This window comes from Lactobacillus sp. B4015, from assembly GCF_026536055.1.
GTDB lineage: Bacteria > Bacillota > Bacilli > Lactobacillales > Lactobacillaceae > Lactobacillus > Lactobacillus panisapium.
Genome location: NZ_JAFNOY010000005.1, coordinates 1 through 24574 on the forward strand (window position 1 = coordinate 1; position 24574 = coordinate 24574).

The following is a 24574-nucleotide window of genomic DNA, read 5'->3' on the forward strand; positions in this document are numbered from 1 at the left end:
AATAAAAATTGGATCGTTTCCGCCTAGCTCTTTATAGCAGTTAGTACACATGACTGTTTCTTCTTTTCCATCTTTAATTATCATCGTCATTTGCTCCTAATTTTTCCATTAAATATTCGTATTTTTCTTTGCTTATCAAAAGATTTACATCTTCATCTGATAAAATTGTGTTAACCAATACTGAGTATTTATATTCTGTATCTGCAAAAGGGTTAAAACATAGTTGCTTAATATCTTTTACAAAAAAGGGAACCTCATGTTCTGTACCAAATCTTCCAAATGCTCTTCCAATAACAATTTCTTTATCATTTTTAATTTTCATTGTTTTTTACCTCTTGAAGTTACGCTTAGGTTACGGTAACCGTAACCAACATTTTTCTTACTCTCCCAAGGAATTTAATATGATATTTTTTTAAGTTACAGTAAAATCGAAAAAAACTTTAAAAGGCATAATAATATAAATAAAAAGTTTTATTAATATTTACTGTTATACTGTAACTTTTATACATAATCGTTACTCTCCCAAGGAATTTCAAGGTTACGGTAACCGTAACTTTACTGTAACCTACTGTAACCTTTCAAAACCTCTAACCGTTTTATTATCTATTTTCTTAATAGCGCTAATGTTAAAGCCCAAATGCTCCATGTAGTATCTGATGTCACGTGTTTGCTTACTATTTTTAGATAACGCATCATAGTCCTTAAATAGCGCAAAAGATAAATCTCTGTTAGATATGAAATCTTGATCTTTAAATTTATTCTCAAGTACATCCATTAAGTTGTCCTCCAAACCAGATGTATATCTGAATTCTTCGCGGTTTGCTTTTAGCAATGCTTCTTGCTTAGGAGTAAATCTGAATGGATCTTTAGCATTTTTATAGAGCCACACTGCTTCGCCCCACAACTGCTGCACCACCTCGGTCGTTAATTCGCTCACAGGGTTTTTAGTTTGCTTTTCAGGATGTGCGTAAATTGATAGAAATCGGCGATCGCCTGAACGGTCTTTTAGGTGACGCACTTCATTAGTCGTTCGCGTGATAACGAATTTCTTTTTGAAATGAACCGGTTTATGTCCATACGGTTTTCGGTATTCAAAATCCTGCATCGTGATGAATTTCTTGATTTCTTCAAAGCTAGCATCATTACTGGCAGTCATTTCATCATCATTCACAATCAAGGCATTTTTCATAACTTCGAAATCGTCTTTTTTCGTGAAGGTGTTGAATTGGTCCGTGTACAATCCTAGCGGTGCAATATTTTTCAGAATCGAAGTCTTACCGACACCTTGACCACCTACTAGGTCAAGTACGTAATCGAATTTAGTATCTGCGTTATAGACTTTGGCCACCGCTCCCATGAAAAACACTCGCGTAATTAATGTGGTGGTTTCGTTTTTATCAGCGCCGAGATAATCCACGAAAAAATTATCTAATCTTCGTTTTTTGTCCCATTTCTTATAAGCGTCATTCATATAATCAATTAATGGATTGTATGAATGCATGTACGCCACATTGTCGACTGCTTGTTCAATGATGGCATTTTTAAAATTCGCATTACCATATTTAGATTGTGATTCAATGTATAATTCGATTGAATTAGTGACCTGATCAGTGTATTGCCCTTTTGGAATTATTGTTTTACCAATCTCTGGAAGCTTGATTTCTGTTGTTTCTACCACATCTACTTCAGTCGTAAATTCATTTAAGCGAAAGAGATTTTTTAGATTGGGGTCTTTGAGTAGAATCAAAACAACATTTTTGACACTCGTTGTTTTAACTGAACCGTTGTTTTGACGGTCTAGATCAATAGTAGTGTCACGTAATTTTTCAGCATTTTTTTCGTTAATGTCAATAACGTCACTCATTCAATCCCCCTTCTTGCTATTTCTTTTTCGATCATTGAATTAACTGTCCGTTCTACTTCATTTAACGGCAAGCTATCTGTCGTATTTGTGTTTGCAATTACCGCAAGCTTAGCTGCTACATCAGGATCAACACCCCGGTACAACAATCCGCCAACAAAACTAGCTAAAGCCTTATTTCGTTGACCATCATCGCCAAGACCATTTGCAACAGTTTCAAATAGGTGTGTTGTTTGTGTCTTGCTAGTGATTTTATAACTCAATATTGAGCGCTTTTCTGGTTTGGCTTTCTCTTTGATCAGTTCCAGCAACCCTTCTGGTGCTGGGCGGATAATGTCATGATTAAGCCATTTGTAGTGTTTGCCATTAATCTGGCTAGGTGCCACCACCACGTAATTGTTTTCGTGGGCTTTCAGGTCAACCCCTGGTAAGAAACCGATGTTTTGCGCAATGGTTTCATTTTTTGGCTTTTGAAAAAAGAAGTGAAAGCCATCATGTGCAGTTTTTTCAGTTAATGTACCTTTGAACCACTCGTTATGATTTAACTGTTTGATGGCATCCATGCCGTTAACATCACCGTGACGGTCAACGTCAATTACAAAAAACTTATCTGTTTTAAGCGCAATGTTAGCGAGTGGATAGCGTTGCCATATCCGTTTAATTTCATCTTTAGTAAGTGGTGGTCGATTGGCAAATTTAATTAATGGCCGTTTGGTCGCGCCAATAGGTATTACAGAAAATCCATGTGAAGCATAGCTAATTGCGTAATTGACTAGATTTTCTAAAACCATTTTTTATACCTTAAATTTAAAATGGTAAGTCATCATCATTAATATCTACCGTGTTGCCGGTTCCATTAAATGGGTCTTTCGCATCGGCTACTTTTGGTTGTTCATGTTTGGCAAATTCATAATTCCTAAATGGATATTGTGGATTTCTCTTATTAGGTGCTGAAGTAATAGTCATTTCTAGTACTTTTCCAAGCGCAGGCTGGAATGCTTTAGCTAAAGCTTCATAAGCATCTGACTCACTATCAAAGTCAAAGCAACTATCAGGAATTGGATTGTTTACCATTTCGCCGATAATCTGTAGCATTGAAATATTTCGTGCAATGACCGAATCTGGCATTGGCTTCCCGTCAGATTTGGTCTGTGCGAGTGATGGAAAAATTGTTTCGCGCTTACCCTCTTGCTCACCGGTTACTACTGAAAAACCGAGTACTAAGTAATCACGATCACCTTTAACGCTATGGGTAGCGCCATCTAATGACATGGTATAAGTGCCATCGGGTATTTTGGCAAAGGCGTTGAATTCCTTTCCTTCCTTGGGATCGAAACCGTTCTTCTTTAATTCATTTACTGCATCTCTTAAACTCATTATTTAACCTCCATTAATTTTCCATTTTTGTAAAATGCGAATTCATCAAAACTGAATCAGTTAATTTTTTAATGTTTTCAATTGCTGTACTCAAATTATTAAATTTAAGTGCAGCTTTTTTATTGTCTGTAAATATTGGCTCGAAAACTCCGCTTGCGTTTTTATAAATTCCAACGAGCCACTTGCCTCTTTTGACTGTTACGCTCATTTTTTTGGCTCCTCTTTAAAAATTCCGCTACATGTTTCTAGCAATTTCAAAATTCTATGATCCTTAATATTCTTCAGATTGTATTGTGTTCGTAGGCTCTTTACTTCACGGTAATATGATGCGTTGACACCATCGCCAACCTTTTTAGTTCTAATTTCAACATCACAATTACCATTAACAACATTGAAATATTTAGTCTTAAGTGATGGGCTGTAAGTAGTTACACCAGTGTTGTCATCTGTGATTGAGATTTCACGACTGATGTAGATGATGTTCATCGGTAGTGCTTTAAGATCCATGACTAACTGTTGAAGTGCTGTGTTAAATAGTGCATAGCCTTTGCCGTAAGCAATATCTCCCAATGACTTCACGCCATTTTCCCAACAGATTGCTTGCTCCAGCATTACGATGATGTCATCAATAACGTCTACTACAATTGTCTTGAATTGTTCTTCTGGCTTTCGTTGCTGGTTTTCAGTTTGTAAAGCTAAAATGATTTCATCTAATTGATCTGTAACTAATTGTGTAGGCTTGCCATTCTTGTCTCTTAAATTCCTAATCTGGAAAGCTGGTGCAGTCCCTTGATCACTGTTTCCGTCAGTGTTCAGGATAATTGGATTCGGGAAAAAGCTAGCAAAGTAGCTCTTACCACTCATTGGCGCGCCCCAGATGAAGAAATTGTGTGGTTGTGCCTTTGGTTCTAGTTTTTGCGGTTTTGGTAAAACAATCATTTTTTAATTATTCCTTTCATTTTCAATTGATAATAAACCCATCCACGTTTGTAGCCGTGCAGCTCTGCATAAGCACTGAATTCAGCTGGTGAATTGAGTTCACTAACTTTCTTGTTTGCGACTTTTTTCAATAAGTCACTATGTATTATTTTTGATATTAATTTCTTACGATTCTTAGCTTCAACTAAATCAACATCTGTAACTTCTTTTTCTTGATGAATCTTAATTTCATTGCCACATAACGGGCACTTACCATCTTTCACTTCGCTGGTTTTGACTACAGCAAAGCAGTAATCACATGTGTTGATTGCCATTGTTGGCTCGTCACTAGTTTTCGGCACCGACTTAGTGCCACTGATAACGGCTTGTTTCCAATCGCGATCATCGTCTGGATAGCCGAACTTTTGAACGTTGTTAGCGTGGTCAATGATGATTGCAGTCTTGCCAGGGCGTGGATTTAAGCATCTCATCGAAAATTGTAAAAACAGTGCTAATGATGTGGTTGGTCTTGCCATGATTACGCAGTCAACGTTTGGTAAGTCGACACCTTCAGTGAAAAGATTTACGTTTACGAGTATCTTTAATTTTTGATTTCTGAAATCGGAAACTACTGCATCCCTTTCGACTGTTGGCGTATTACCATCAACTTCTTTTGCAGTAATTCCTGCTTCGTTAAATTCTTTAGCTACTCGTTTAGCTGAATCAATTGAATAGGTGTAGACCACAGCTTGCATGCCATTAGCGATGCGTTTGTATTGCTTGACGATGTGACCGTATATTTTGGACGACATAGCTTCATCCATTGATTTGTTAGAGTAATCTCCTGTAGAATTCCGTTTAAGCAATTTGGCATCAAAATCATTAGGTGGTTGAAAATATCTGAACGGTGCCAGAAATCCTTTATCCGTTAATTCGTGAATTGATTGACCAATGATAATGTCATCAGCAACTTCATCTAATTGCCTTTGACCTGTTCGTCTAGGTGTAGCGGTAAAAAATAAAACATAAGCATTTTCAAACTTATTTAATATTTTTTGATAACTAGCTGCTAAAGCGTGGTGTCCTTCATCAATTAGGATTAATTGCGGTTCAGGTAATTTATTTACCCGTCTGCATAAAGTCTGTACTAGTCCCATTGTTGCTAATTTTGGATTAACATTTTGCTTTTTGAATGTGGCTTTAGCTTGGTCCAATACTTCTTTGCGGTGAATGATAAACATCACTCGGTTATTCTTAGCCGTTGTTCGTCTGGCAATTTCTGCCATTACCACTGTCTTACCAGTTCGTGGTGGTGACTGCACGATAATGTGATGGTGACCAGACTGCATTGATTTAGTAATCCGACTGATTAAATCGTTTTGATATGGTCGTAATTCGTACATCATAATTTGTCATAAAAACCAATTAACTTTTTGGCATCTTTAATCGTGTTTTCAAAGTTGTTTCTATCAGAAACATAACTAACATGTTCAATACACTGCTTAGCTTTTTGATAGCTTACAGGCCCTGTAGCCTTAGCAGAACAACAAATATTTTCAAATCTTGGGTCATTAAATATTTTTTGTGAATTCAAAATTATATTTTTGAATTCTTCGCTACAATTTAAATTAAGCTGTTTAAGCAATAGCATCATTAGACTGCAGACCATTTTGCTACTTTCGTATGCATTGTTAGTAAATCCACAATCAGTAACAAAAGGCGTTGTTTCTATAAGAAAAACCATCTTGGCAATTTTTGCTATTAGTTCTACATTGATTTCGCCACGTGCAAATGGTATAGAAACATTGAAGCAGTCAGCTAACTTTTGCCATGTTTTGTCGTTTGGGGTTCTTTCATTATTTTCATAATTACTAATAGCTTGACGAGTGAGTCCGGTAGCCTTTGCTAAATCACTTTGGCTAAAACCATTTTTAATTCGCAGTTCTTTAATTCTATTTCCAAAACTATTATTGTTAAGTCCCATTAAATAATCTGGAGAAACACCATAAAATTCAGCTAAATGATTCCATTTATCTATTTTTGGTTCTCTATCTCCCCTTTCGTATTTAGCTAATGCATCTGCTGAAATTTTTATATTTCTTTTGCTTAGCTGTTCGCTCAATTCTTTTAAAGTTAAGTTATTCTTTTGCCTAAGCTCCTTAAGTCTATTCATACTGACCACCTCAATTAATTACAGTCTTACGATTAGGTTCTAGATGTGCACCCGGAACATTTACACCGTCTTTCAAGTCGCTGTAAAGTTTTCGCTTGTCGATTGATAAGACTTCTTTTTTAACGTGGTAGCTATCAGGCAATTTACTTTCATCAGAAATGATTGTTTTCTGCCGATAGTTACGTGGCTTTAAGATGTAATGTTCAGTCTTGACCTGCTTAAGTCCTGCATCATCTATTACTTCAGTCATGTAATTAAGCAGATTGTTTTTTTGATTTTCAAAATGCCTTTTCTGCTCAGTCAATTGCTTGATTTTATTAGTTAAAAAATCAATATCCGCTGAATCACGTTCAATCAATCCGGCTAAACCATCAAGTTTTGCATCCCTAGTTAATGCCAAAGAGTCTAGTGTGTCCTTTAACATTTCAGGATCTAAATCATCCTTATCTGCAATTTGTTTAATCGCATCATTTATTTCAAATAACTTCATGTGTTATAATCTCCTTAGATATGTTTTATTAAGTCCGTTTGCCGACGGGCTTTTTTTATGTTCCGGGCAGAAATTCCGGTTGTGAGAGAACATAGATCGCTCCGACTAGCCCAGCAATCACTGCTAGAAATGAGATTGTTAATGACCTTCTGGTGGTCAGATGCACGTCTGTGTATTCGTTTAAAAAATGCTGCCATTTGATTAATATCCTTTCTATTAAGGTAATTTTGCGTTCCAATCTATTTCACCTCGATGTGTTTCCATCCATTCACTAGCAGGTTTTTCGAAAATTAAAGTTGTCTTTCCTCCTTCACTTTTGCGAGGATTTACAACCCATCCACCATTTTTAAAGTCAATTTCAGGAAACTCGTCAAAAATGAACAACCGAATCCATGGCATTGCTTTGCCACCGCAATATTTTTCAGCAAATTCTTTCATCTTAATTGTTCTGCCCTCAATACTTTCGGCTGGAGCATAACCACGCTCTTTCATAATTTCATCTACTGCTTTAGTTAAAGCGGTAATGGGAATTGGTAATTCAATAGTGTCAGTCATTGTTTATTCACCTCCTTTCTCAGTTGCTCAAGACTGATGTTAAGTGCATCCGCAATTTTGCATGCATTCTTAAGGGATATTTTTGCAGTTAAATATCTCCAGATTCCTTAACCAATTTTTCCAGTCCCTCTAATTTATGGAAAAGGTTCTGTTCAATTTTCTTTTTGTACAGCTCAATCATTTTTGATTTGAAAGCTGACCACTCTTCTGTCTTTTTAACTTTAGAAAATAATTGATTAGCCCCACTATCATCAGTTGTTAGACTTTCGAAATCTTTTTCAAAGCACCGTTCTGCTTCTTCATTAATCTGATTGATTAACCAATCTTTATCCATTGTGTTTTCCTTTCTTATTTTTATCCTATAATTAAGTCATCCCACTAAAGGAGGTGATTTTATGGATTTAAATTGGACCTTGATTGGTCAATACTTAAGTATCTTTGTAGGCGTAATAACTGTTATTTTTAATTATCTAAGTGTCAGAAACAATAATAGGAATACACAGAAATTGGAACTAACTAAACAAGAATTTGCTCGTGAAAACGAGAAAATCAAACGTGATCAGCTGATAAAAGATAAACACCAAGCTTTAATCAATAATTTTTTAAGTTCCATTAATGTCTTTGCTGCCACTAAGAATTTTGAAAATCGAGAAAAAGCTGTTACTGCATGTAGTAATCTTTTACCAATCCTCAATGAAGACCAATCAAAAATTGTTATCACTGTATTGAAGCAAATTAATGATGGCAACCTAATTGGCTGGGAAGACCAAAAAATTGCATCAGTTGATCAAGCTATTTCCCATGCAACACAAGAATTTCTGAAGCAATTAGGTAAATAGTTATCAATGTATTAATCAAAGTCGTGCTATATATCCAGTAAGCTGGCATTGGTTCATTTTTATTACTAGAGTGAACGATTAGTCCTACCTCAATCCCCCAAAGTATTACAATCATTATTGAAATTCTAATCATGATTGCTAATTTCCTTTTGCTATAATGCAACCGTTAGGTTTAATACACGTTTTAATTCCATTAATAGTTACAAATCCATCTTCAACAGTTAGCACTGCATTTTTTTGTGGTGCTTTTTTACTTTCTTTATGAGCTTGAATAGCTGCATCTCTGATATTCATTTCTGTCACTCCATATCTTCATAGCGGTCAAACCATTCTTGTTGATTTGCTAAATCCAATGCCTTTTCTGCGACTTCACGCCATAGATGAGCTGAACCATACTTAACGCCATCTATTTCAGTAAATGCAGTATTGTCTTGCTGTGCCCACTCAACTAATTGCTCAAGTTCAGCAACATTATTCATCATTTTTTTATCGTGCTTATCAAATTCTTTTTTTGTATATTTCATGTTTGAATTTCTCCTTAATATTCTTTTTCCCAAACTTTGTACTTAATCGCAAAGTCCTTAACCACCGCCATATATATTTGCTTAAGTCTCTTGTCAGCATCAATTACGTCTAGCCTATTCAAACGATCAATTGCTGACTTGCATGAACCATTAAGTGCCATTCTTTGCCTTAAATTAGTCAGTCTAGTTTTTAAGTTTGAACCTGCTCGTGCATCTACCTCTTTATAAATGTCACCTTGAATTTGTTGGTAAGCTCCAAAACCACCTTCTGTTTTAGCCATTTTGTGAATTAAGCCCTGTGCTGTTTTACGCCACTCGGTCGTATTTAAACTTACGATTTCAGTAATGTTGTCTAACTTTTGATCTACTCGTTTTAGTTCGAGTTCATTTCTTGCGGCATTATCAAAAATCTTTTTGAACATTTGCAAGTCCGGGCTTAGTTCATCAAACATTGATACATCATTTTTAATTGTTTTTCTCATATTAAAGTAGTTATTTACCAACTCATCGTATATGTCCCATGCCTTGTCATCGTCTAAGATTTTTAATAACTTTGCATAGCCACGTTCTGATAGTAAATAAACGTGTTGTGTTCTGTTGCTACCAATCCAACCATTTTCTAGAGCTAGATTTCTAAATCGTTCAGAACGATTTAGAACATCAATCAAATCAATATCATTCCTAAATCTATTTATATTTCTATTTATCAGCTCATTAATTTCTCGATTTTCTCTACCGTGTATCCGTGCAATGTCTTTAACGAGCATTGCCTTTTTGTTTTTGCCAAACCCGCCTTCAATTCCAGTAAACTCAATTTTTCCGATATGTTCTTTCCCAATAACTTTTAAATCATTCATTGACTTTATCCTTTCTAGCTAAGCTAAATAAATACTGTGTAGTTACTCCAAGATAATCTGCAACTTCTTGCAATGAGTCTGCTCTTGGAACACTTTTATTCCATTTACTAATCAAGCCATTTGATAGATGTAAGTCTTTTTCTATTTGGTAAATCGACTTATCATTCTGATTTGCCACAGTTTTGACTGCTGTATATAGCGACATGCTATCACCTCTTTTCTAAATAATTATATTGACAAAGCATTAGAAAATGTTCTATCATATAAGTATGCTAAATAAGCCAAATTATTGGTTTCTTACATTTAAAACAGTTAACATGTGGTTCATCAAAATTATTTTTTGACGCTTTTTGATGAACTACCATTAGTATAATCGAACGTTTTCTAAAATGCAAGTGGTTTAGCATAGAAAATTTTATACAAAATAATTTGTGGAGAAAATCATGAGTGTTAAAGACAACGTTATAAGACTTTGGAAGAATAAAAGGCCTGATATTCAATCTGTTGCAGAGTTAGAAAGAAAAATTAATTTAAGTAACGGATTAATTCAGAAATGGGATTCAAAAACACCTTCCACAAAAAGTGCACAAAAGGTAGCTGACTTTTTCAAGGTCCCATTAAGTGACATTTTAAATGATGTTTCTGATGATTCCGTAAAATTAGATGCAGATGATCAAGAAGTTTTGACATTATTTAGAAAAGCTACGGAAGGTATGCCGGAAGATGAAATAAAAGATTTTACAAGTTCTATGGGAATTTTAATGAATACCGCAAGAGAATTAATCCGCAAAAGAAGGCAATAATTTATGGCAATTGAATACAAAGCTATTAGTCATGATGAGTACAATTATTGTAATGAAGTAGCCAATGAAATTTTAGAAGGAATATCAAATAAATATGACATAGCAATAGATGATATAAATTATAAATATGTAATTAATTATCTAATAAGTGTAGCAGGACCAACTGATCTCTGTTTGTTCGTCAGCAAAAATTTTTGCGATTTGACATTTCAAGTTAATAAAATAAATCCAAATAGCCTAAAAATTACCTATAATTATAAATTCCGTACGCAAAAAATACCTTTATATGCTGAAACTATTGATGTTCTATCGGGGAACTTTTGCCAAATTGTAAGTGGTTTTACTATTTTTCCTCAAGATGGGTCAATTATGTTTTTAAATGCAGAAACTAAAACTTGGGCAAGAACTATTTTTACAATTATTCATGAATTAGTTCATTCTTATCTAGCAGCAAGTAGACTTAATTACAAAAAACAAATAGCTTTGATCAATCAAACAAATTTGGAAGGAACTCCATATCCGGAAGATTTACAATTAATTGAAGCCGAGACTAATACTATTTCTTCATTACTTTACGCTCCTACTTGTTCTTTAGAAAAAGAAATTCTAAAAAAAGATTTTGCAGAATTAAGTTATAAATATGGCATGAGCTATTCAGCTATGCATAATAGACTGTTTAATTATTTTTATAATAATTATAATTTTTCTTTTTATTCCGCAAGACGGGCGGTATTTGCTTTTAGAAATGAGAACAAAGAAGAAATCAAGCGACTAAGAAAATTTCTTAATAACGAATATTTAGAGAAAAACGATTTATTGTTTTAGAATCGTTCGTCCACAATACCAGTGACAATAAACCTATGGCAGATTTTTGAAAGGTAAACTGTTATGAAATTTAAAAAGTTAATGGCAGCAGGAGTTGCTACACTAACATTATTAGCCACCAGTGCTAACGTGGTTAGTGCTCATGCTGTAGGTACAGTAGTTTTATTAAATGCTAATATGCCAGCATATAATGCTAAGGGCAAAAAAATCAAAAAAGCACGTCCTTTTGCTAAGGGCGATTTATACAAAATTCTTGGTACAAAAAAAATAAAAGGAAAAAAATTTTATCGCTTAACAAAGAAGAAATATATAATTGCTAAGGATTCTAAGTTGATAGATGACCGTACTATTCCACCTGAGAGACCTGCAAAAGAGCCTTGGCAGTCCAAACACCTAGTTGATACTCTGCCAAGTTTAAGCGATCAAGTAAAGAAAGCTTTATCACTACAAGGTGAAGATAGACTCGAAGCAGATAAGGAAATAGCAAGTCAGCTTGGGATGTTGAATAAAAATGGTGATATTGAAATAGATCAAGCAACTTTTGAAAAAGAAATACAGAAATATACACAATCTAACGACTCAGCAAAAAATTGGATTGAAGGAAATAAAAATTAATTTTAAATAAAACAAAAAAGCCCTTAAGAACTCGTCCGGAAAACTTATTCTTAAGGACTTAATGAAAGTGACTTCGGGCTCACGCCTTTCGTCTACTTAATTTTAGCACAAATTAGGAGTAAAATAGTGGCTTATATAAAAAAACGTGGTAATAGTTGGCAAGCACAAGTGTCATGGTATGATACGGATAATACCCGTAAATATAAAACAAAAAGTGGCTTTACCACAAAAATGCAAGCTAAAAAGTGGGCCAATGAATTTGAAGTTAGAAAAGATCAGAATCAAATCACGAATTATGACCCTATTTTTGCTGAATATTTTTTAAAATGGGCAAAAACCTACCGCATCCCTGGTAAAACAACTACATCAGTAGACAGATATTATCAAATTTATAAATATCTAAATAAATATTTTGGAAATAAAAAAATAAGTAAGATCAATCGCTCTCAATATCAGAATTTTATAAATGATTATGGCAGTAACCATGCTAAAATAACCGTACAGAAAAATCACAGCACCATTAGAGCATGCGTAGCTGACGCAATTGCAGATAAAATTATTACAGTCGACTTTACTAAAAGAATTAATTTGATTTGGGATAAAAGTAAAACTAGAAGCGTTGATTATTTAACTAATAAAGAGGTTATAACGCTACTTAAAAATTTAGAAGAAGGAATCAGTCCTCGTTTTACTAGCCGTTATATGATTATAACTGCCCTTTATACTGGGATGCGTATTGGTGAAATTATGGCTCTTGAATGGTCAGACATCAATTTCAAGAAGAAAACAATTTCAATTACCAAAACCTATGATTACCTAAATAAAATTATCAAAGAACCAAAAACTCAGTCTTCTATAAGAACTATTAGAGTGAATAATAGTTTACTTGAACTACTTTCCCAACTTAAGAAAAACAATCAAAACTCAGTTTTTGCTAATATTAATGGCCAGATCCCGTCACAAGCTGGCATAAATAAAGTTTTACGTACTCATTTAAAAGAAAGTAAAATCGAACGCAATGGTTTCCATTTTCACAGTTTAAGGCATACCCACGTTGCTCTGCTACTATTTAAAGGTGTCGACCTATATGCAATTTCAAAACGTTTAGGGCACTCAAATATGACTATAACGGCTAAAACTTATGCCTATATGCTAGACGAATATAAAGCACAACAGGATGACATCATTGAAGAAATTCTTGATGAAATATAAAAAACCTATCTTTTATTTAGATAGGTTTTTTATACTTTGGCGAACATTTGGCGAACCGCATGGATATAAATGCTGTTATATCAAGGACTTAAGCCTATATTTTAAGGAGAGTACAGGATTTGAACCTGCGCGCCAAGGAAAACTTGGTTCGCCGGATTTCGAGTCCGGTGCATTACCACTCTGCCAACTCTCCACAACAATCATAATTATACATGATATTGGTAAAACTGCAAAATTAATTTTACAATTTTACTAAATTTGTTCTTATAATCGTTTAATCGTTGTCCATTTTAGATATGATTTCCTTAATTTTACCAAAATTACTTACCAATGATTTGCACCATTAGACTTTTATATAATTCATAAACAGAATATGCCCAAAAATTATTATATCTAATCAAATACGCTGCCAAATTATTTACTAATTAAACGCAGAGGAATAATAAGCACTGAAAATCTACAAATAAAAGGAAAAATTCATCGCAGAATGAACTACCAAATAAGAAATAAGTAACCCATTACACAGCTTTTTAGGCGTCTTCTGTCTTCTGACTAATTGGTCGCGCTTCCACGATAAGCCATTGAATCGTAAATAAATTTTATATCAATTTAATTCCAAAAAGACTCTGCACAAATACATTGAAATTGGTTCATAATTTAATTTGTTAATAAAAATTAGCTTGCGGGGTATGTCTATTTACCTCTAATCCAGTAATACCAATGATCAAATAAATAATTTGTAAAATTACAAGTCCTTGAATATCGGTAATTTTCCAAGCTATTTACTTACAGAGTTACTGTCATTCTCAGAGCCTCATAGACTATCCCATTTTATATAGCTATTAAATTTATTAACAGCAATTTTTAAAGAGTGCTTTTAGGTAATAAAATCTTGACCAGATTGCTACAATTTAATTAAAAGGATAGATTTGTTTTCGGCAATGATAGTGATATGACAATAACGTACAGTCACTAAACAATTTCAAAACAAGAGAATTAAATAACTACCGACTTAAAAACCGTTTTATATTTCAAATTAATCTAGGGTCGGAATTTTCAATCTACAATTATAAGTAAAATATTTTTTATAATTACTATAATATTACTTTTATTTTTGCATTTTATTCAGGAATAGTATTTACTTTAAGCTAGATTTAAAGGCTTAGTTTAAAAATAATCTGATCTAGGTTTTATATAAAATTTTAGATTAATCAGATACTTGCCTTGCTAAAGTTACTTGCAAAATTAATAGTTTTATTTAACTAACTAATTTAATAAATTACCTTTTATTAGCAATTTCCTTAAGTTTTACTCAAGAGTGTCCTTTAAAGTATATTGAAACCTTGGCAACTGGTAAAATACAGTCGAATAAAGTTTGATAGGTAGGGGTTTGTCTTGTATTTAAACATCTGGATTGCAATTATGTCTGCTCTAATACTGGTGCTACTTATATTTAACATTAGGAACTCACGCCGCTTTAACCTGTTTGACCATTGGCTCCACCACAAATTAGTTAGGCGACATAATGGTTTTAGCTGGCAAGTAATTGCTTTTATCAATGACCCTAAACTTTTAGTAGTTTGGGATATTTTTCTTGCCAGCTTTTTAATTAATGAAGAAAAAAATCTAACTGCTTTTTGGGTGCTATTCACACTAGGCTTTACTGACTTAACAGGGCTACTGCTTAAGAAATGGATGCATCGAAAACGTCCTATTAAACATTCTAATCTCGAAGACGGTTATAGCTTTCCTAGTGGTCATGTTTTAGGAACAACCATAATGGTCCTGATTTTATGGAAAATATTTGCAAATCAATTTGGTAGTAAACTTTTAATCACTCTGTTTGCGATCTGGATTATGGTAGTCATTTCACGCATTAGTCTTAAAGCCCACTACCCTTCAGATGTAATTGGTGCAACTTCATTAGCAGTCTTATGCTTTACCTTGTCGCAGCAATTTTTTCTTTTGCTACTGTAATAAAATCAACTAATTAAACTAAAACAAAGTAAGCATTATTTTTATATGCAAAAAAAGACTAATTTAAAAAATTAAATTAGTCCTTAAAAAAGTCTTTACCTGCAATAACAGATAACTGTTTTGCAAAATAAGATAAAGTCAATATTTCATTAATCTTCTTTATAACATGTAGAGTATCTTACCAAGTACAAAAACAATTACACACAGTGCTAGTGTATACACTGCACAATATGGAAGAGCCTTTTTTAGAAGTACGCCTTCTTTCCCTTCAAGCTTAGTGGCACCTGTTGCAATAGCAATACTTTGGGGAGAAATCATTTTACCGGCTGTTGCACCAGCCATGTTAGCCGCCGCTAGCCAATAAGTATTAACACTTAATGCTTGAGCTGCTTGTACTTGCAAGGCTCCGAACAATACGTTAGCAGAAGTATCACTACCGGTAATAAAAATTCCTAGAACACCAATGATTGGCGAAATTACTGGGTAAAAAGGACCAGTTAATTTAACCAAGCTGATTGCGATGATAGTAATCATGCCACTATAACCCATTACTTTTGACAAGCCTACAATAGCACAAACCGTTACAATAGTTTTAGTCAGTTGTTTGATGGTGTCAAATAGCACTAAAACCATCTCTTTTAATGATAACCCTTGAATAGCACCACCAATGAAACTTGATAGCAGAATCAAGGTACCAGGAGATGATAGCCAGTCAATGTCGACTGGTTTGGCACCAATGCCATTGTAGAAGTGAAAACTCGTTTTGACACTAGCTAAAGCACCCTTGATTGATGGAAACAGTGAAGAGGTAAAAATAATTAAGACGAATACCAAAATAAATGGTATCCATGCTTTAATTTTATCTCCAGTCGTTTTTGTACCAGCCTCAATATTAGGCTGCACTGGTGTTTCTTGTCTTTTATTAGCATATAGTCTAGTGATGAAAACCAAAGACAGAATACAAATAATCGCGCCTACGATTGAAGGTAACTCTGGCCCCATATATTTAGTAATGAATATTTGTGGAACTGCAAATGTAAAGCCGGCCATAAACGTTGAAAAAAGTACGCCATTTCCTTTAAAAGATTTCAGGCCCTTCCCTGAAGTAAGCATCACCAAAACGAACGGAATAATCACAATCAAAAAGAACAATTGAATAGCTACAAAATAAGATAATTGCGTAGTTTCAAGCCCTGTAACCTTTGCCAAAGTTGTAATCGGTAAACCTACAGCACCAAAAGCAGTTGGTGCTGTATTGGCAATAAGACACACAACTGCAGCTTTAATTGGGTTCATTCCTAAAATGATAAGAATACTTGCCGGGATAGCAACTGAAGTGCCAAAGCCCGCAACTGCTTCTAGAAATCCACCTAAGCCCCAAGCAAGAATCAGTACTAAAATTCTCATATCTTTTGTGATCGAAGTAAGCATTGACATGATTGTATCAAGTCCGCCCGATTTCTTACTAATATTGTAAATAAAAAGAGCCGATATGATTACATAAATAATTGGCCAAATTGCCATCATAATTCCATCCATACCAGCAGTAATACTATTTATAAACGAAAAGTTAAAGCCAAAAATACTAAGCACAATTGTAACAATAAGTCCAACCGCACAGGCAACGTCTCCACGTACATGAAAAACACCCAAAGAAATGACTAACCAGACTATGGGAATAAGGGCAATAACTGTTTTAACTATATCCATTCTAATTTCCTCCGTTTATTTATTCAAAAAATGGAATAAGATAATTCCTTAAAAATTAAAAATTACACGAAAAAGTATTATTTGTTCCCTAAAACACATACAATAAAGTAAAATATAAATTATTACCCATAAAGGTATTTTAGCATGCTAAAAAATAGATTTAAACAGGATTATGCCAATTATTGTAAACGCTTTCTATAAGTCGCATATTTAAGCCAAAAATACTACTAAAAAAGAGATTAACTCTGCAAAAAAGTTAATCTCATAATAAATAATTCGTAATTTATAAGTCATCAAAGCCAATCATCAAACTGCCCTCTTCAGCGTAAAAGGAACATAATCCGCGCATCGATCGAATAATAATATCAGCTTGCGGATAAAGAGAAAGGATCTTTTGCTTTAAAGTTTCTGCGTCCTTCTCATTTCGACACTGATCAATAATTACTCGTCCACCACGGTATTTGCGCTCTCCCATTAATTTTAGAACTTCTTTAAATGCTCGTTTCATTCCCCGCACTTTTGAGATGGGCTCAAGCTTGCCTTCATTACTGGCTGTTCCAACCACGTCAATATTTAACATTTTGGCAACCTTGGCCACTGCAATATTGACCCGACCATTTAACGCTAGATTATGTAATGATTGCAAAATAACCAACAGATGAGTGTGCGTTTTATATTGCGAAATTTTTTGTTCGATGTCTACAAATCTTGTTTTACTATTAACTAGACGCTCAATTTCTTCCCTTATAATTGAAATTTCTGGGCCAGCTGTTCGGGAATCAACCACGATTACCTTGCTACCCGGATTATCTTTTTCATAAATTTGTTTTGCCTGGTAAGCTGATGAGAAACTACCACTTAAGCCACTAGTAATTGTTAACATAATAGCTCGTTTACTACCTTCAAGAGCTTTAAGCCATTCATCAATGCTTGGACAAGAGGTTCTTCCTTCTTCTGTGTTTGTTTCCATGCTACTTAAAAAGTCATCCATATCAAGATCTTCATTATCAAGGAAATCTTTACCTACAATTGTGACTGTTAAAGGAACAACTGTTAACTTTTCACTAGCACGATCATTAGAGCCAGAATCAATTATTAATTTTACTTCTTCCATAAAAAAGCATCCTTATATAGAAAATAAACCATTCAAACTTAAAAATGTATAGCTAAATGATAAAGCAAATTACTTAAAAAAGCGACAAAATCTTTTTAAATTTTTTTAACACTAGAAATCGTTTACAAATGTTTACATAATCACAAAGTTAGGCTAAAATTTGTTCTGTAGAGATGGAGCCCTTGCTCCTCTTAATGTATGTACTAGACGTTAGTACAGCATTTATTATTTAGGAGGTTTTTAGATGTTAAAATCAGTCATTGAAAATGTTCATGCACTGGAAATCTATGATTCACGTGGTAACCCAACTGTAGAAGCTTTTGTTACTCTTTCAAACGGTGTCGTAGGTAAGGCTGAAGTTCCATCAGGTGCTTCAACTGGTGAAAACGAAGCAGTTGAATTACGTGATGGCGGCGACCGTGTTGGTGGTAAAGGTGTTTCTAAAGCAGTTAACAATGTTAATACTAAGATTGCTGAAGCTTTAAAGGGATTAGACCCACACGACCAAGCTAATATCGACCGTGTTATGATCGAATTAGATGGTACACCAAACAAGGCTGAACTTGGTGCTAATGCTATTTTAGGTGTGTCAATGGCTACTGCTGATGCAGCTGCTAAAGACAGTCACCAACCTTTGTACAGATACCTTGGCGGTACTGACCTTGAAATGCCACAAACTTTCCACAACGTTATTAACGGTGGTGAGCACGCAGACAACGGTATTGATGTACAAGAATTCATGATTACCCCAGTTAAGAAGACTTCATTCCGTGATGGTTTTGAAAAGATTGTTAACACTTACCACACTTTGAAGAAAGTTCTTGAAGACATGGGTTACGAAACTGGCCTCGGTGACGAAGGTGGTTTCGCTCCTAACATGAAGAATTCTGAAGAAGCTTTACAAGCTTTACACGATGCTATCGTTAAAGCTGGTTATAAGCCTGGTGAAGACATTGCCATTGCTTGTGACTGTGCTGCTTCATACTTCTACAACAAAGAAGACGGCAAGTACCACTTCGAAGGTAAGGTATTTGACGATGAACAATTAGCAGAATACTACGACAAGTTGCTTGATGAGTTCCCAGAATTGATTTCAATTGAAGACCCATACGATGAAAACGATGTTGATGGTATGATCAAATTCACTCAAAGCCATAAAGACAGAATTCAAATTGTGTTAGATGACTTCATTTGTACTAATCCTAAGCTTTTAACTAAAGCTATCAAGGAAGGTGCAGGTAACGCATCATTAATCAAATTGAACCAAATCGGTACTGTTACTGAAACTTTGGAAACTATCCGTCTTTCACGTAAGAATGGTTACAACACCATGATTTCTCATCGTTCAGGTGAAACTGGTGACACATTCATCGCTGACTTTGCTGTTGCTGTTAACGGTGGTCAACTTAAGACTGGTGCCCCAGCTCGTTCAGAACGTGTTGAAAAGTACAACCGTTTACTTGAAATCGAAGAAGAACTCGGTGAAGGTGAACGTTTAGCTACATTCCCAGACAGCGTTGACAAGGATTAATTAGTTTTAATTCAATAAAAAGCCTGCAGTATTGCAGGCTTTTTGTATACCCAATTTTGTTTTTGCAAGTGTTATAATTTATAAAAATAAAATTTTTAACGGTTAATATCTATGAAAAAAATAAGTAATTTTTATGATCCCCAGTTACCAACACTACTAATGTCAATTCATCCAGAATACGTCAACCAGATCTTACAAGGAACTAAAATTATTGAGTACCGCAAAAGATTTTTTAAGGAAAAATTTCAGGCCTTTGTTTACACAACTGGTCCTCAGGGAGGCATTCAGTTATTTTTGACTTGCGCCCCGGCGATTCGTGACAATGCGCAAGTCTTAGCTAAGATTGGTCAGAATATCCAACATGATGATTTTAATGAGATTTATGATTACTTCCTTCCCAAAAATACGGGTTGTATCCTCCCTATTCTTGCAACTACTTCAATGGAGAAAGTTGCATTGTCAAAAATAAGACAAATATTACCGTCAATTGCGATTCCGCAAAGTTACCTCTTTTTGGATGCTTCTGATAAATTAATCCTGCTCAATTTCCTATTAAAGCAAGATGCAATTAAACACAAAACTAATCAGTGGGAACACCATTTTGCTAATATTGCTAATATCAAAAAAGAACCAACCGACATTAGACTATTTTAACCTGGCAAAAAAAGAGTCCGGCTTATTAAGCTAAATTCCATAGCAGATAGCTTTTTATGGCGTTAGTTTAACAGCAGGACTTTTTTTATTGTTATTCAGCTTTTTTCTTGGCTGCCAAAAATTCTTTTTTACTAATATACTCAATTGAGCGCACATATTGGCCCTTATGATCAATAGCAATGTATTTTTCGTTAGGTGAATATCCGCCCACGTACTTAATTTTATAAGGTAGTAATTTCCCATTTGTTGGATTGAAAGATTGGACAGAATAATATTTTTGCGTATTTTGCGGAACCTCCGCATAGCTGATTGTTTCCGCAATCAATGGATTGAACCTATCGGAAATTGAATTATGAAAAACAAACGGCACACACAGCAAAAGAACAATTGCTGTGACAATGATAATCTTCAATTTTTTACTTGTCATATTTATTCTCCTCATTCGTTAACTATTAAAATTGGTCTAAACTATTGCCTTCTCAATGGTATTTATTCACTTAACCGTTTAAAAACTAATAAATAGGAAAAAACTTTTTATCAGTTTTAAAAGCCAGTACAAAGATAACTTTAGATATAGATTAATAGTATACGGTTACTTTTAAAATACAAATCGCCTTATCTTAAAATAACTTTAAAAAGTCGAAATTTATTTAGAATAATTGGAAACGTTACCTCAGCTTATTAGCTAGAAATAACTGTGTAATTATGCTAATTTAGACTATGAATTAATAAAGGTAAGGAAGGAAAATTATGTCTGAAAAAAATAGTGGCTTGACTCAAGCCCAAGCAGATAAGCTCCTCAAACAAAATGGGTTAAATGAAGTTCCTGAACCACAATTTAACTTTTTCAAAGAATTTTTATCTAAGCTATGGAACTTGTCAGCCTGGATTTTGGAAGCTGCCTTAATTCTAGAATGTATTCTAGGTAAATGGATTCAATCATTATTTGTTTTGTTAATGCTTTTGTTTGCAGCGTGGAATGGTGCTTCTAAGAAAAAGCAATCCCGCCGCGTTTTAAACAATATTTCACATAAACTGACACCAAAAGTTTCAGTTGAGCGTGATGGTAAATGGCAAAATATTGATTCAAAGTATTTAGTAACTGGTGATTTAATCAGCATTCAGGCTGGTGATGTTTTAGCAGCTGACGTTAAAATTATTAGTGGCCAAGTTTCATTTGACGAGAGTTCAATTACTGGTGAAGCTAAAACTGTTAGTAAAGGGCAAGATGACACTGGCTTTGCTGGTACAACAGTGATTGAGGGCAACGGTTTAGCTATCGTAACTGCCACCGGTGCCAATTCCCGTTCTGGTAAAACAATTAACCTGATCAATAATTCTGCTGCCCCCGGTCACTTACAACAATTACTTACTAAAATTATTTATTATCTTTGTATATTAGATGGTATCTTAACACTAGTTATTGTCATTGCCTCCTTCTTCAAGGGTGGCGATCTGAATAACTTAATTAACATGTTGCCATTCTTGGCTATGATGTTTATTGCATCAATTCCTGTGGCAATGCCATCCACTTTTGCCCTCTCAAACTCGTTTGAAGCAACTCGGCTGAGTAAAGAAGGCGTATTAACTTCTGATTTAACGGGAATTCAAGACGCAGCCAATTTGAACTTATTGTTACTTGATAAAACGGGAACAATTACCGAAAACAAAACGGCTGTCTCTAACTGGACCAATTTTAGTAATCTAGACGATAAAACCGTTTTAGAGCTTGCTTCTGCAGCTACAGATCAAAGAAATAAAAAAATTATTGACAATGCAATCGATGATTATGTCTCTAAATTAGGTTTAACTATTAGGACAAGCGACAATTTTACTCCCTTTACATCTGGCACAGGTTATTCAATGGCCCAAATTGATGACCATAACGTTAAACTTGGTTCTTTTAAGCAGCTGTCCCTAATCGACAAAGCTGCCAATGACAAGATTAAGGAAATTGACTTTGGCGCCGGTCGTTCGGTAGCCCTTTTAATTGATGACAAATTAGCTGGCGTTTTTATTCTTCAAGACCAAGTACGGTCTGATTCCAAACAAGCATTGGCAGAATTGAAAAAGCGCGGCGTTTTACCAATCATGTTAACTGGTGATAACCAAAAAACAGCCGAAGCTGTAGCTCGCGAGGTCGACCTTAAAGGAGAAGTCATTTCGATTCACGACTTTAATGATCAAACTGATACTAGCAAATTAGCTGGTATTGCGGATGTTTTACCAGAGGATAAGTTAAAAATGGTGAAATTTTTCCAGCAAAAAGGTTATATTGTCGGTATGACTGGTGATGGTGTCAATGACTCCCCTGCTCTGCGTCAAGCAGAAGTTGGTATCGCTGTATCAAACGCAGCCGATGTTGCTAAACGTTCTGGTAAGATGGTTTTACTTAACGATGGTCTCACTTCAATTGTCAAAATTTTAGATGCTGGTCACCGGGTTTATCAACGAATGACTACCTGGTCATTAACTAAATTAGCCAGAACCGCTCAATTAACAATGCTATTAACCTTTGGCTACCTTTTCTTTGACTATATCCCAATGGCACTAAACGCAATGGTCATTTACACCATCATGAATAATATGGTGACGATGATGATTGGAACCGACAGAACACATATTACTTATCAGCCTGAAAATTGGAACATGGCCAAATTAGCTAAAATAGCCTTTTCGCTAGCTTCTGGCTGGACGATAGTTGGTATTATCGCTATTGCTTACCTTAATACTCATGGTTGGAGCCACGGAACAATTTCAACGATGGTCTATGTCTACCTTGTTTTAAGCGCAATGTTTATTATTATGATTACCAGAACAAAACGTTATTTCTGGCAAGACTATCCTTCTAAAGCGGTTGGACTAACTCAATTAGGAGATATTATCTTAACGATCATCTTGGCAATATTCGGAATTGCAATGACTAAGATTAGTTGGATGAATTTACTGTTAGTCTTTATCGTGGCACTACTTGCCGCAATCGTAATTGATTTGTTCTACCAACCGATTATGAAAAATAGATAACTTTTACAATACTGCTAAAGCTGGATTCCTAAATGAAGGATCCAGTTTTTTGGTTTAATTAAGTATCAATTGATTACTTCTTTTAGAAATAGATTTGAGCAAGTATTTAAGATATCAAAGTTTTTATATAAAAGAACTATAAAAGTAATAGATGAGGTAATTATTAAGGAATACTTTCATCCACAAAAGTTCTTTAAAATGTTAATTGACAGTTACTTATGTTCTTTCCTTAATTTTTATCCAGAAATACCAATCTGTATTTTGATGACACCGTTCAAAAGCAAACACCCAACTTAGTTTTATACATGCTTAATGAAATTACTAAAAATCCGAAAGATTGCAATTTAAATAAGCTGGCTGAAGAATCCAGTTATAACCGTGCATATTTAGGGAGCCAATTTAAAAAATATACCGGCCTGTCTTTTTCCGAAGCATTAAAAGACCGGAAATTGCTTGATGCTTATAATATGCTAATATCAACTAAAATGCCTATTTCCGAAATAACCGAACAAGTAGGAATCAGTAATAAAACATGCTATTATAATAAATTTAAAAAGAAAGCTCACAAATTACCAAATGATGTAAGAGCCGAATTCAAATAAAAAAGCCTGATCCAGAATTATTTTCTGGGTCAGGTTTTACTTAAAGAATATCAATGTTATATATCTTTTAAGGTGTTTTTGTGAAAAAGTATAAATAAAAAATAGTGAGCTATTGACAAGAATGTCAATTTTTAAAACAAAAAGTCTTTACTGGGTGACTATAGCACCACCCCCTTTCAGGTTAGTTAGCCTCAAGGTTTGAGTAAAAAATAATTTTTATAACACTAAATAAATGCTGTAAACAATAAAAGATCAAAATAGAGATCTTTTCCTTTTAAAAACAGTTATTTCTTCAGCTCATAAACATAAGAAGTTTCGTCTGGACGGTATGCACCATGCAGCTTGCCAACTTGAGTAAAACCCATTTTATTAATCAAATGTTGCATAGCCTTATTATCTTCGTGCGTATCGATTCGAATTGAATCAACTTTATCGCTTTGCCTGATCTTGTTAATCACGGAATTCAATAATTGGGTCGCATAACCCTTGCCAGCGTGCTCAGATTTAATTGCAACACGGTGAATAACAACATAATTATCTGTGTCGCAAAGCCACTTACCATTTAAATTATCATATACATGGTCAGGCCCATCCACAATAGCAATTGCACCGACTGTCTCATGATCATCCGAGACAGCTAGATATGCCCAACCATTCTTGATATCTTCCTTAATCTGATCATGCGAAGGATAATCGCCCTGCCATTGATCTACACCATGTTCTGCTAACTGATTAGCACCGTCTTTCAAAATAGTTATGATTTGGTCGAAATCGGCCATCGTTGCTTTTCTTAATTGCAAAATTCTTATTCTCCTTTTTTGAAATACCGCACCATTATATATATTGAAGTTGCAGTTGTAAAAAATTTTGACTCCTATTTAGGAGAAATTTTGCAAAGCTAAAAAGTTTTTAA

General features: G+C 34.4%; 29 protein-coding genes and 1 tRNA gene. 10 read left to right on the top strand and 20 right to left on the bottom strand.

Annotation, left to right across the window (positions count from 1 at the left end; genetic code table 11):
- Positions 1–73: 73 nt before the first annotated feature.
- From J3U71_RS05830 to J3U71_RS05880, 11 genes are all read right to left on the bottom strand, one after another.
- Positions 74–322, bottom strand: coding sequence for a hypothetical protein (locus J3U71_RS05830; protein WP_267393030.1), 249 nt, complete (start codon positions 320–322; stop codon positions 74–76).
- A gap of 243 nt (positions 323–565) precedes the next feature.
- Positions 566–1864, bottom strand: a complete 1299-nt coding sequence (locus J3U71_RS05835; protein ID WP_267393032.1) for a VapE domain-containing protein — start codon at positions 1862–1864, stop codon at positions 566–568.
- Entirely contained in the window at positions 1861–2652 is a 792-nt protein-coding gene (locus J3U71_RS05840) for a bifunctional DNA primase/polymerase (protein WP_267393034.1), read from the bottom strand. The genes J3U71_RS05835 and J3U71_RS05840 overlap by 4 nt, the downstream gene beginning before the upstream one ends.
- A 16-nt stretch (positions 2653–2668) precedes the next feature.
- Entirely contained in the window at positions 2669–3238 is a 570-nt protein-coding gene (locus J3U71_RS05845; RefSeq protein ID WP_267393036.1) for a single-stranded DNA-binding protein, read from the bottom strand.
- A gap of 13 nt (positions 3239–3251) precedes the next feature.
- The gene (locus tag J3U71_RS05850) at positions 3252–3446 is read right to left on the bottom strand and encodes a hypothetical protein (protein ID WP_267393038.1); all 195 of its coding nucleotides are present in this window, start codon (positions 3444–3446) and stop codon (positions 3252–3254) included.
- Entirely contained in the window at positions 3443–4177 is a 735-nt protein-coding gene (locus tag J3U71_RS05855; protein ID WP_267393040.1) for an AAA family ATPase, read from the bottom strand. The genes J3U71_RS05850 and J3U71_RS05855 overlap by 4 nt, the downstream gene beginning before the upstream one ends.
- Entirely contained in the window at positions 4174–5559 is a 1386-nt protein-coding gene (locus tag J3U71_RS05860) for a DEAD/DEAH box helicase (RefSeq protein ID WP_267393042.1), read from the bottom strand. Before J3U71_RS05860 ends, J3U71_RS05855 begins: the two co-directional genes overlap by 4 nt.
- Positions 5559–6329, bottom strand: coding sequence for a helix-turn-helix domain-containing protein (locus J3U71_RS05865; protein WP_267393044.1), 771 nt, complete (start codon positions 6327–6329; stop codon positions 5559–5561). Before J3U71_RS05865 ends, J3U71_RS05860 begins: the two co-directional genes overlap by 1 nt.
- A gap of 10 nt (positions 6330–6339) precedes the next feature.
- Positions 6340–6819, bottom strand: coding sequence for a siphovirus Gp157 family protein (locus tag J3U71_RS05870; RefSeq protein ID WP_267393046.1), 480 nt, complete (start codon positions 6817–6819; stop codon positions 6340–6342).
- Positions 6820–7035: 216 nt separating this feature from the next.
- A complete protein-coding gene (locus J3U71_RS05875; protein WP_267393048.1) occupies positions 7036–7374 on the bottom strand; it encodes a DUF771 domain-containing protein in 339 nt (112 codons plus the stop codon).
- 88 nt (positions 7375–7462) lie between these two features.
- Positions 7463–7708, bottom strand: coding sequence for a hypothetical protein (locus tag J3U71_RS05880; protein ID WP_267393050.1), 246 nt, complete (start codon positions 7706–7708; stop codon positions 7463–7465).
- A gap of 61 nt (positions 7709–7769) precedes the next feature.
- On the opposite strand from J3U71_RS05880, the gene J3U71_RS05885 reads away from it, so the two are divergent.
- Positions 7770–8213, top strand: coding sequence for a hypothetical protein (locus tag J3U71_RS05885; protein ID WP_267393052.1), 444 nt, complete (start codon positions 7770–7772; stop codon positions 8211–8213).
- 138 nt (positions 8214–8351) lie between these two features.
- Here the strand turns inward: J3U71_RS05885 and J3U71_RS05890 are convergent, their stop codons facing one another.
- The 4 genes from J3U71_RS05890 to J3U71_RS05905 are packed head-to-tail and all read right to left on the bottom strand — an operon-like array spanning position 8352 to position 9799.
- Complete coding sequence (locus tag J3U71_RS05890; protein ID WP_267393054.1) at positions 8352–8507, bottom strand: hypothetical protein; 156 nt, start codon at positions 8505–8507, stop codon at positions 8352–8354.
- A 5-nt stretch (positions 8508–8512) separates the two neighbouring features.
- A complete protein-coding gene (locus J3U71_RS05895) occupies positions 8513–8737 on the bottom strand; it encodes a hypothetical protein (RefSeq protein WP_267393056.1) in 225 nt (74 codons plus the stop codon).
- A 14-nt stretch (positions 8738–8751) separates the two neighbouring features.
- Positions 8752–9594, bottom strand: a complete 843-nt coding sequence (locus tag J3U71_RS05900; RefSeq protein WP_267393058.1) for an ORF6N domain-containing protein — start codon at positions 9592–9594, stop codon at positions 8752–8754.
- Positions 9587–9799, bottom strand: coding sequence for an XRE family transcriptional regulator (locus tag J3U71_RS05905; protein WP_267393060.1), 213 nt, complete (start codon positions 9797–9799; stop codon positions 9587–9589). The genes J3U71_RS05900 and J3U71_RS05905 overlap by 8 nt, the downstream gene beginning before the upstream one ends.
- Positions 9800–10037: 238 nt before the next feature.
- Between J3U71_RS05905 and J3U71_RS05910 the strand changes: the two genes are divergently transcribed.
- The 4 genes from J3U71_RS05910 to J3U71_RS05925 all read left to right on the top strand — a co-directional run bounded on the left by J3U71_RS05910 (position 10038) and on the right by J3U71_RS05925 (position 13049).
- A complete protein-coding gene (locus J3U71_RS05910; protein WP_267393062.1) occupies positions 10038–10397 on the top strand; it encodes an XRE family transcriptional regulator in 360 nt (119 codons plus the stop codon).
- A 3-nt stretch (positions 10398–10400) separates the two neighbouring features.
- Positions 10401–11222 carry an ImmA/IrrE family metallo-endopeptidase gene (locus J3U71_RS05915; protein ID WP_267393064.1) on the top strand — a complete coding sequence of 274 codons (822 nt, stop codon included), beginning with the start codon at positions 10401–10403 and terminating at the stop codon, positions 11220–11222.
- 63 nt (positions 11223–11285) lie between these two features.
- A complete protein-coding gene (locus tag J3U71_RS05920) occupies positions 11286–11837 on the top strand; it encodes an SLAP domain-containing protein (protein ID WP_267393066.1) in 552 nt (183 codons plus the stop codon).
- Between the two features lie 126 nt (positions 11838–11963).
- On the top strand, positions 11964–13049 hold the full coding sequence (locus J3U71_RS05925; protein WP_267393068.1) for a tyrosine-type recombinase/integrase: 1086 nt from the start codon (positions 11964–11966) through the stop codon (positions 13047–13049).
- Between the two features lie 104 nt (positions 13050–13153).
- Here the strand turns inward: J3U71_RS05925 and J3U71_RS05930 are convergent.
- Positions 13154–13242: transfer RNA gene (locus J3U71_RS05930), tRNA-Ser, on the bottom strand.
- A 1229-nt stretch (positions 13243–14471) separates the two neighbouring features.
- On the opposite strand from J3U71_RS05930, the gene J3U71_RS05935 reads away from it, so the two are divergent.
- Positions 14472–15026 (top strand): phosphatase PAP2 family protein, encoded by a 555-nt coding sequence (locus J3U71_RS05935; protein WP_220269689.1) that lies wholly within the window; start codon positions 14472–14474, stop codon positions 15024–15026.
- Positions 15027–15185: 159 nt separating this feature from the next.
- Here the strand turns inward: J3U71_RS05935 and J3U71_RS05940 are convergent, their stop codons facing one another.
- Both J3U71_RS05940 and J3U71_RS05945 read right to left on the bottom strand, forming a co-directional pair.
- Entirely contained in the window at positions 15186–16736 is a 1551-nt protein-coding gene (locus J3U71_RS05940; protein ID WP_258562368.1) for an L-lactate permease, read from the bottom strand.
- Positions 16737–17019: 283 nt separating this feature from the next.
- Positions 17020–17850 (bottom strand): DegV family protein, encoded by an 831-nt coding sequence (locus J3U71_RS05945; protein ID WP_267393070.1) that lies wholly within the window; start codon positions 17848–17850, stop codon positions 17020–17022.
- Positions 17851–18094: 244 nt separating this feature from the next.
- Between J3U71_RS05945 and eno the strand changes: the two genes are divergently transcribed.
- Both eno and J3U71_RS05955 read left to right on the top strand, forming a co-directional pair.
- Complete coding sequence (eno, locus tag J3U71_RS05950; protein WP_103751734.1) at positions 18095–19381, top strand: phosphopyruvate hydratase; 1287 nt, start codon at positions 18095–18097, stop codon at positions 19379–19381.
- A gap of 111 nt (positions 19382–19492) precedes the next feature.
- A complete protein-coding gene (locus J3U71_RS05955; protein ID WP_267393072.1) occupies positions 19493–20035 on the top strand; it encodes a hypothetical protein in 543 nt (180 codons plus the stop codon).
- Positions 20036–20126: 91 nt separating this feature from the next.
- Here the strand turns inward: J3U71_RS05955 and J3U71_RS05960 are convergent, their stop codons facing one another.
- Positions 20127–20462, bottom strand: coding sequence for a YxeA family protein (locus J3U71_RS05960; protein WP_267385499.1), 336 nt, complete (start codon positions 20460–20462; stop codon positions 20127–20129).
- Between the two features lie 323 nt (positions 20463–20785).
- On the opposite strand from J3U71_RS05960, the gene J3U71_RS05965 reads away from it, so the two are divergent.
- On the top strand, positions 20786–23059 hold the full coding sequence (locus J3U71_RS05965; protein WP_267393074.1) for an HAD-IC family P-type ATPase: 2274 nt from the start codon (positions 20786–20788) through the stop codon (positions 23057–23059).
- A gap of 305 nt (positions 23060–23364) precedes the next feature.
- Positions 23365–23661, top strand: coding sequence for a helix-turn-helix domain-containing protein (locus J3U71_RS05970; protein WP_267393076.1), 297 nt, complete (start codon positions 23365–23367; stop codon positions 23659–23661).
- 284 nt (positions 23662–23945) lie between these two features.
- On the opposite strand, the gene J3U71_RS05975 is transcribed toward J3U71_RS05970, so the two are convergent.
- Positions 23946–24461: a GNAT family N-acetyltransferase gene (locus J3U71_RS05975; protein ID WP_220219758.1), complete on the bottom strand. Its 516-nt coding sequence runs from the start codon at positions 24459–24461 to the stop codon at positions 23946–23948.
- Between the last annotated feature and the right edge of the window lie 113 nt (positions 24462–24574).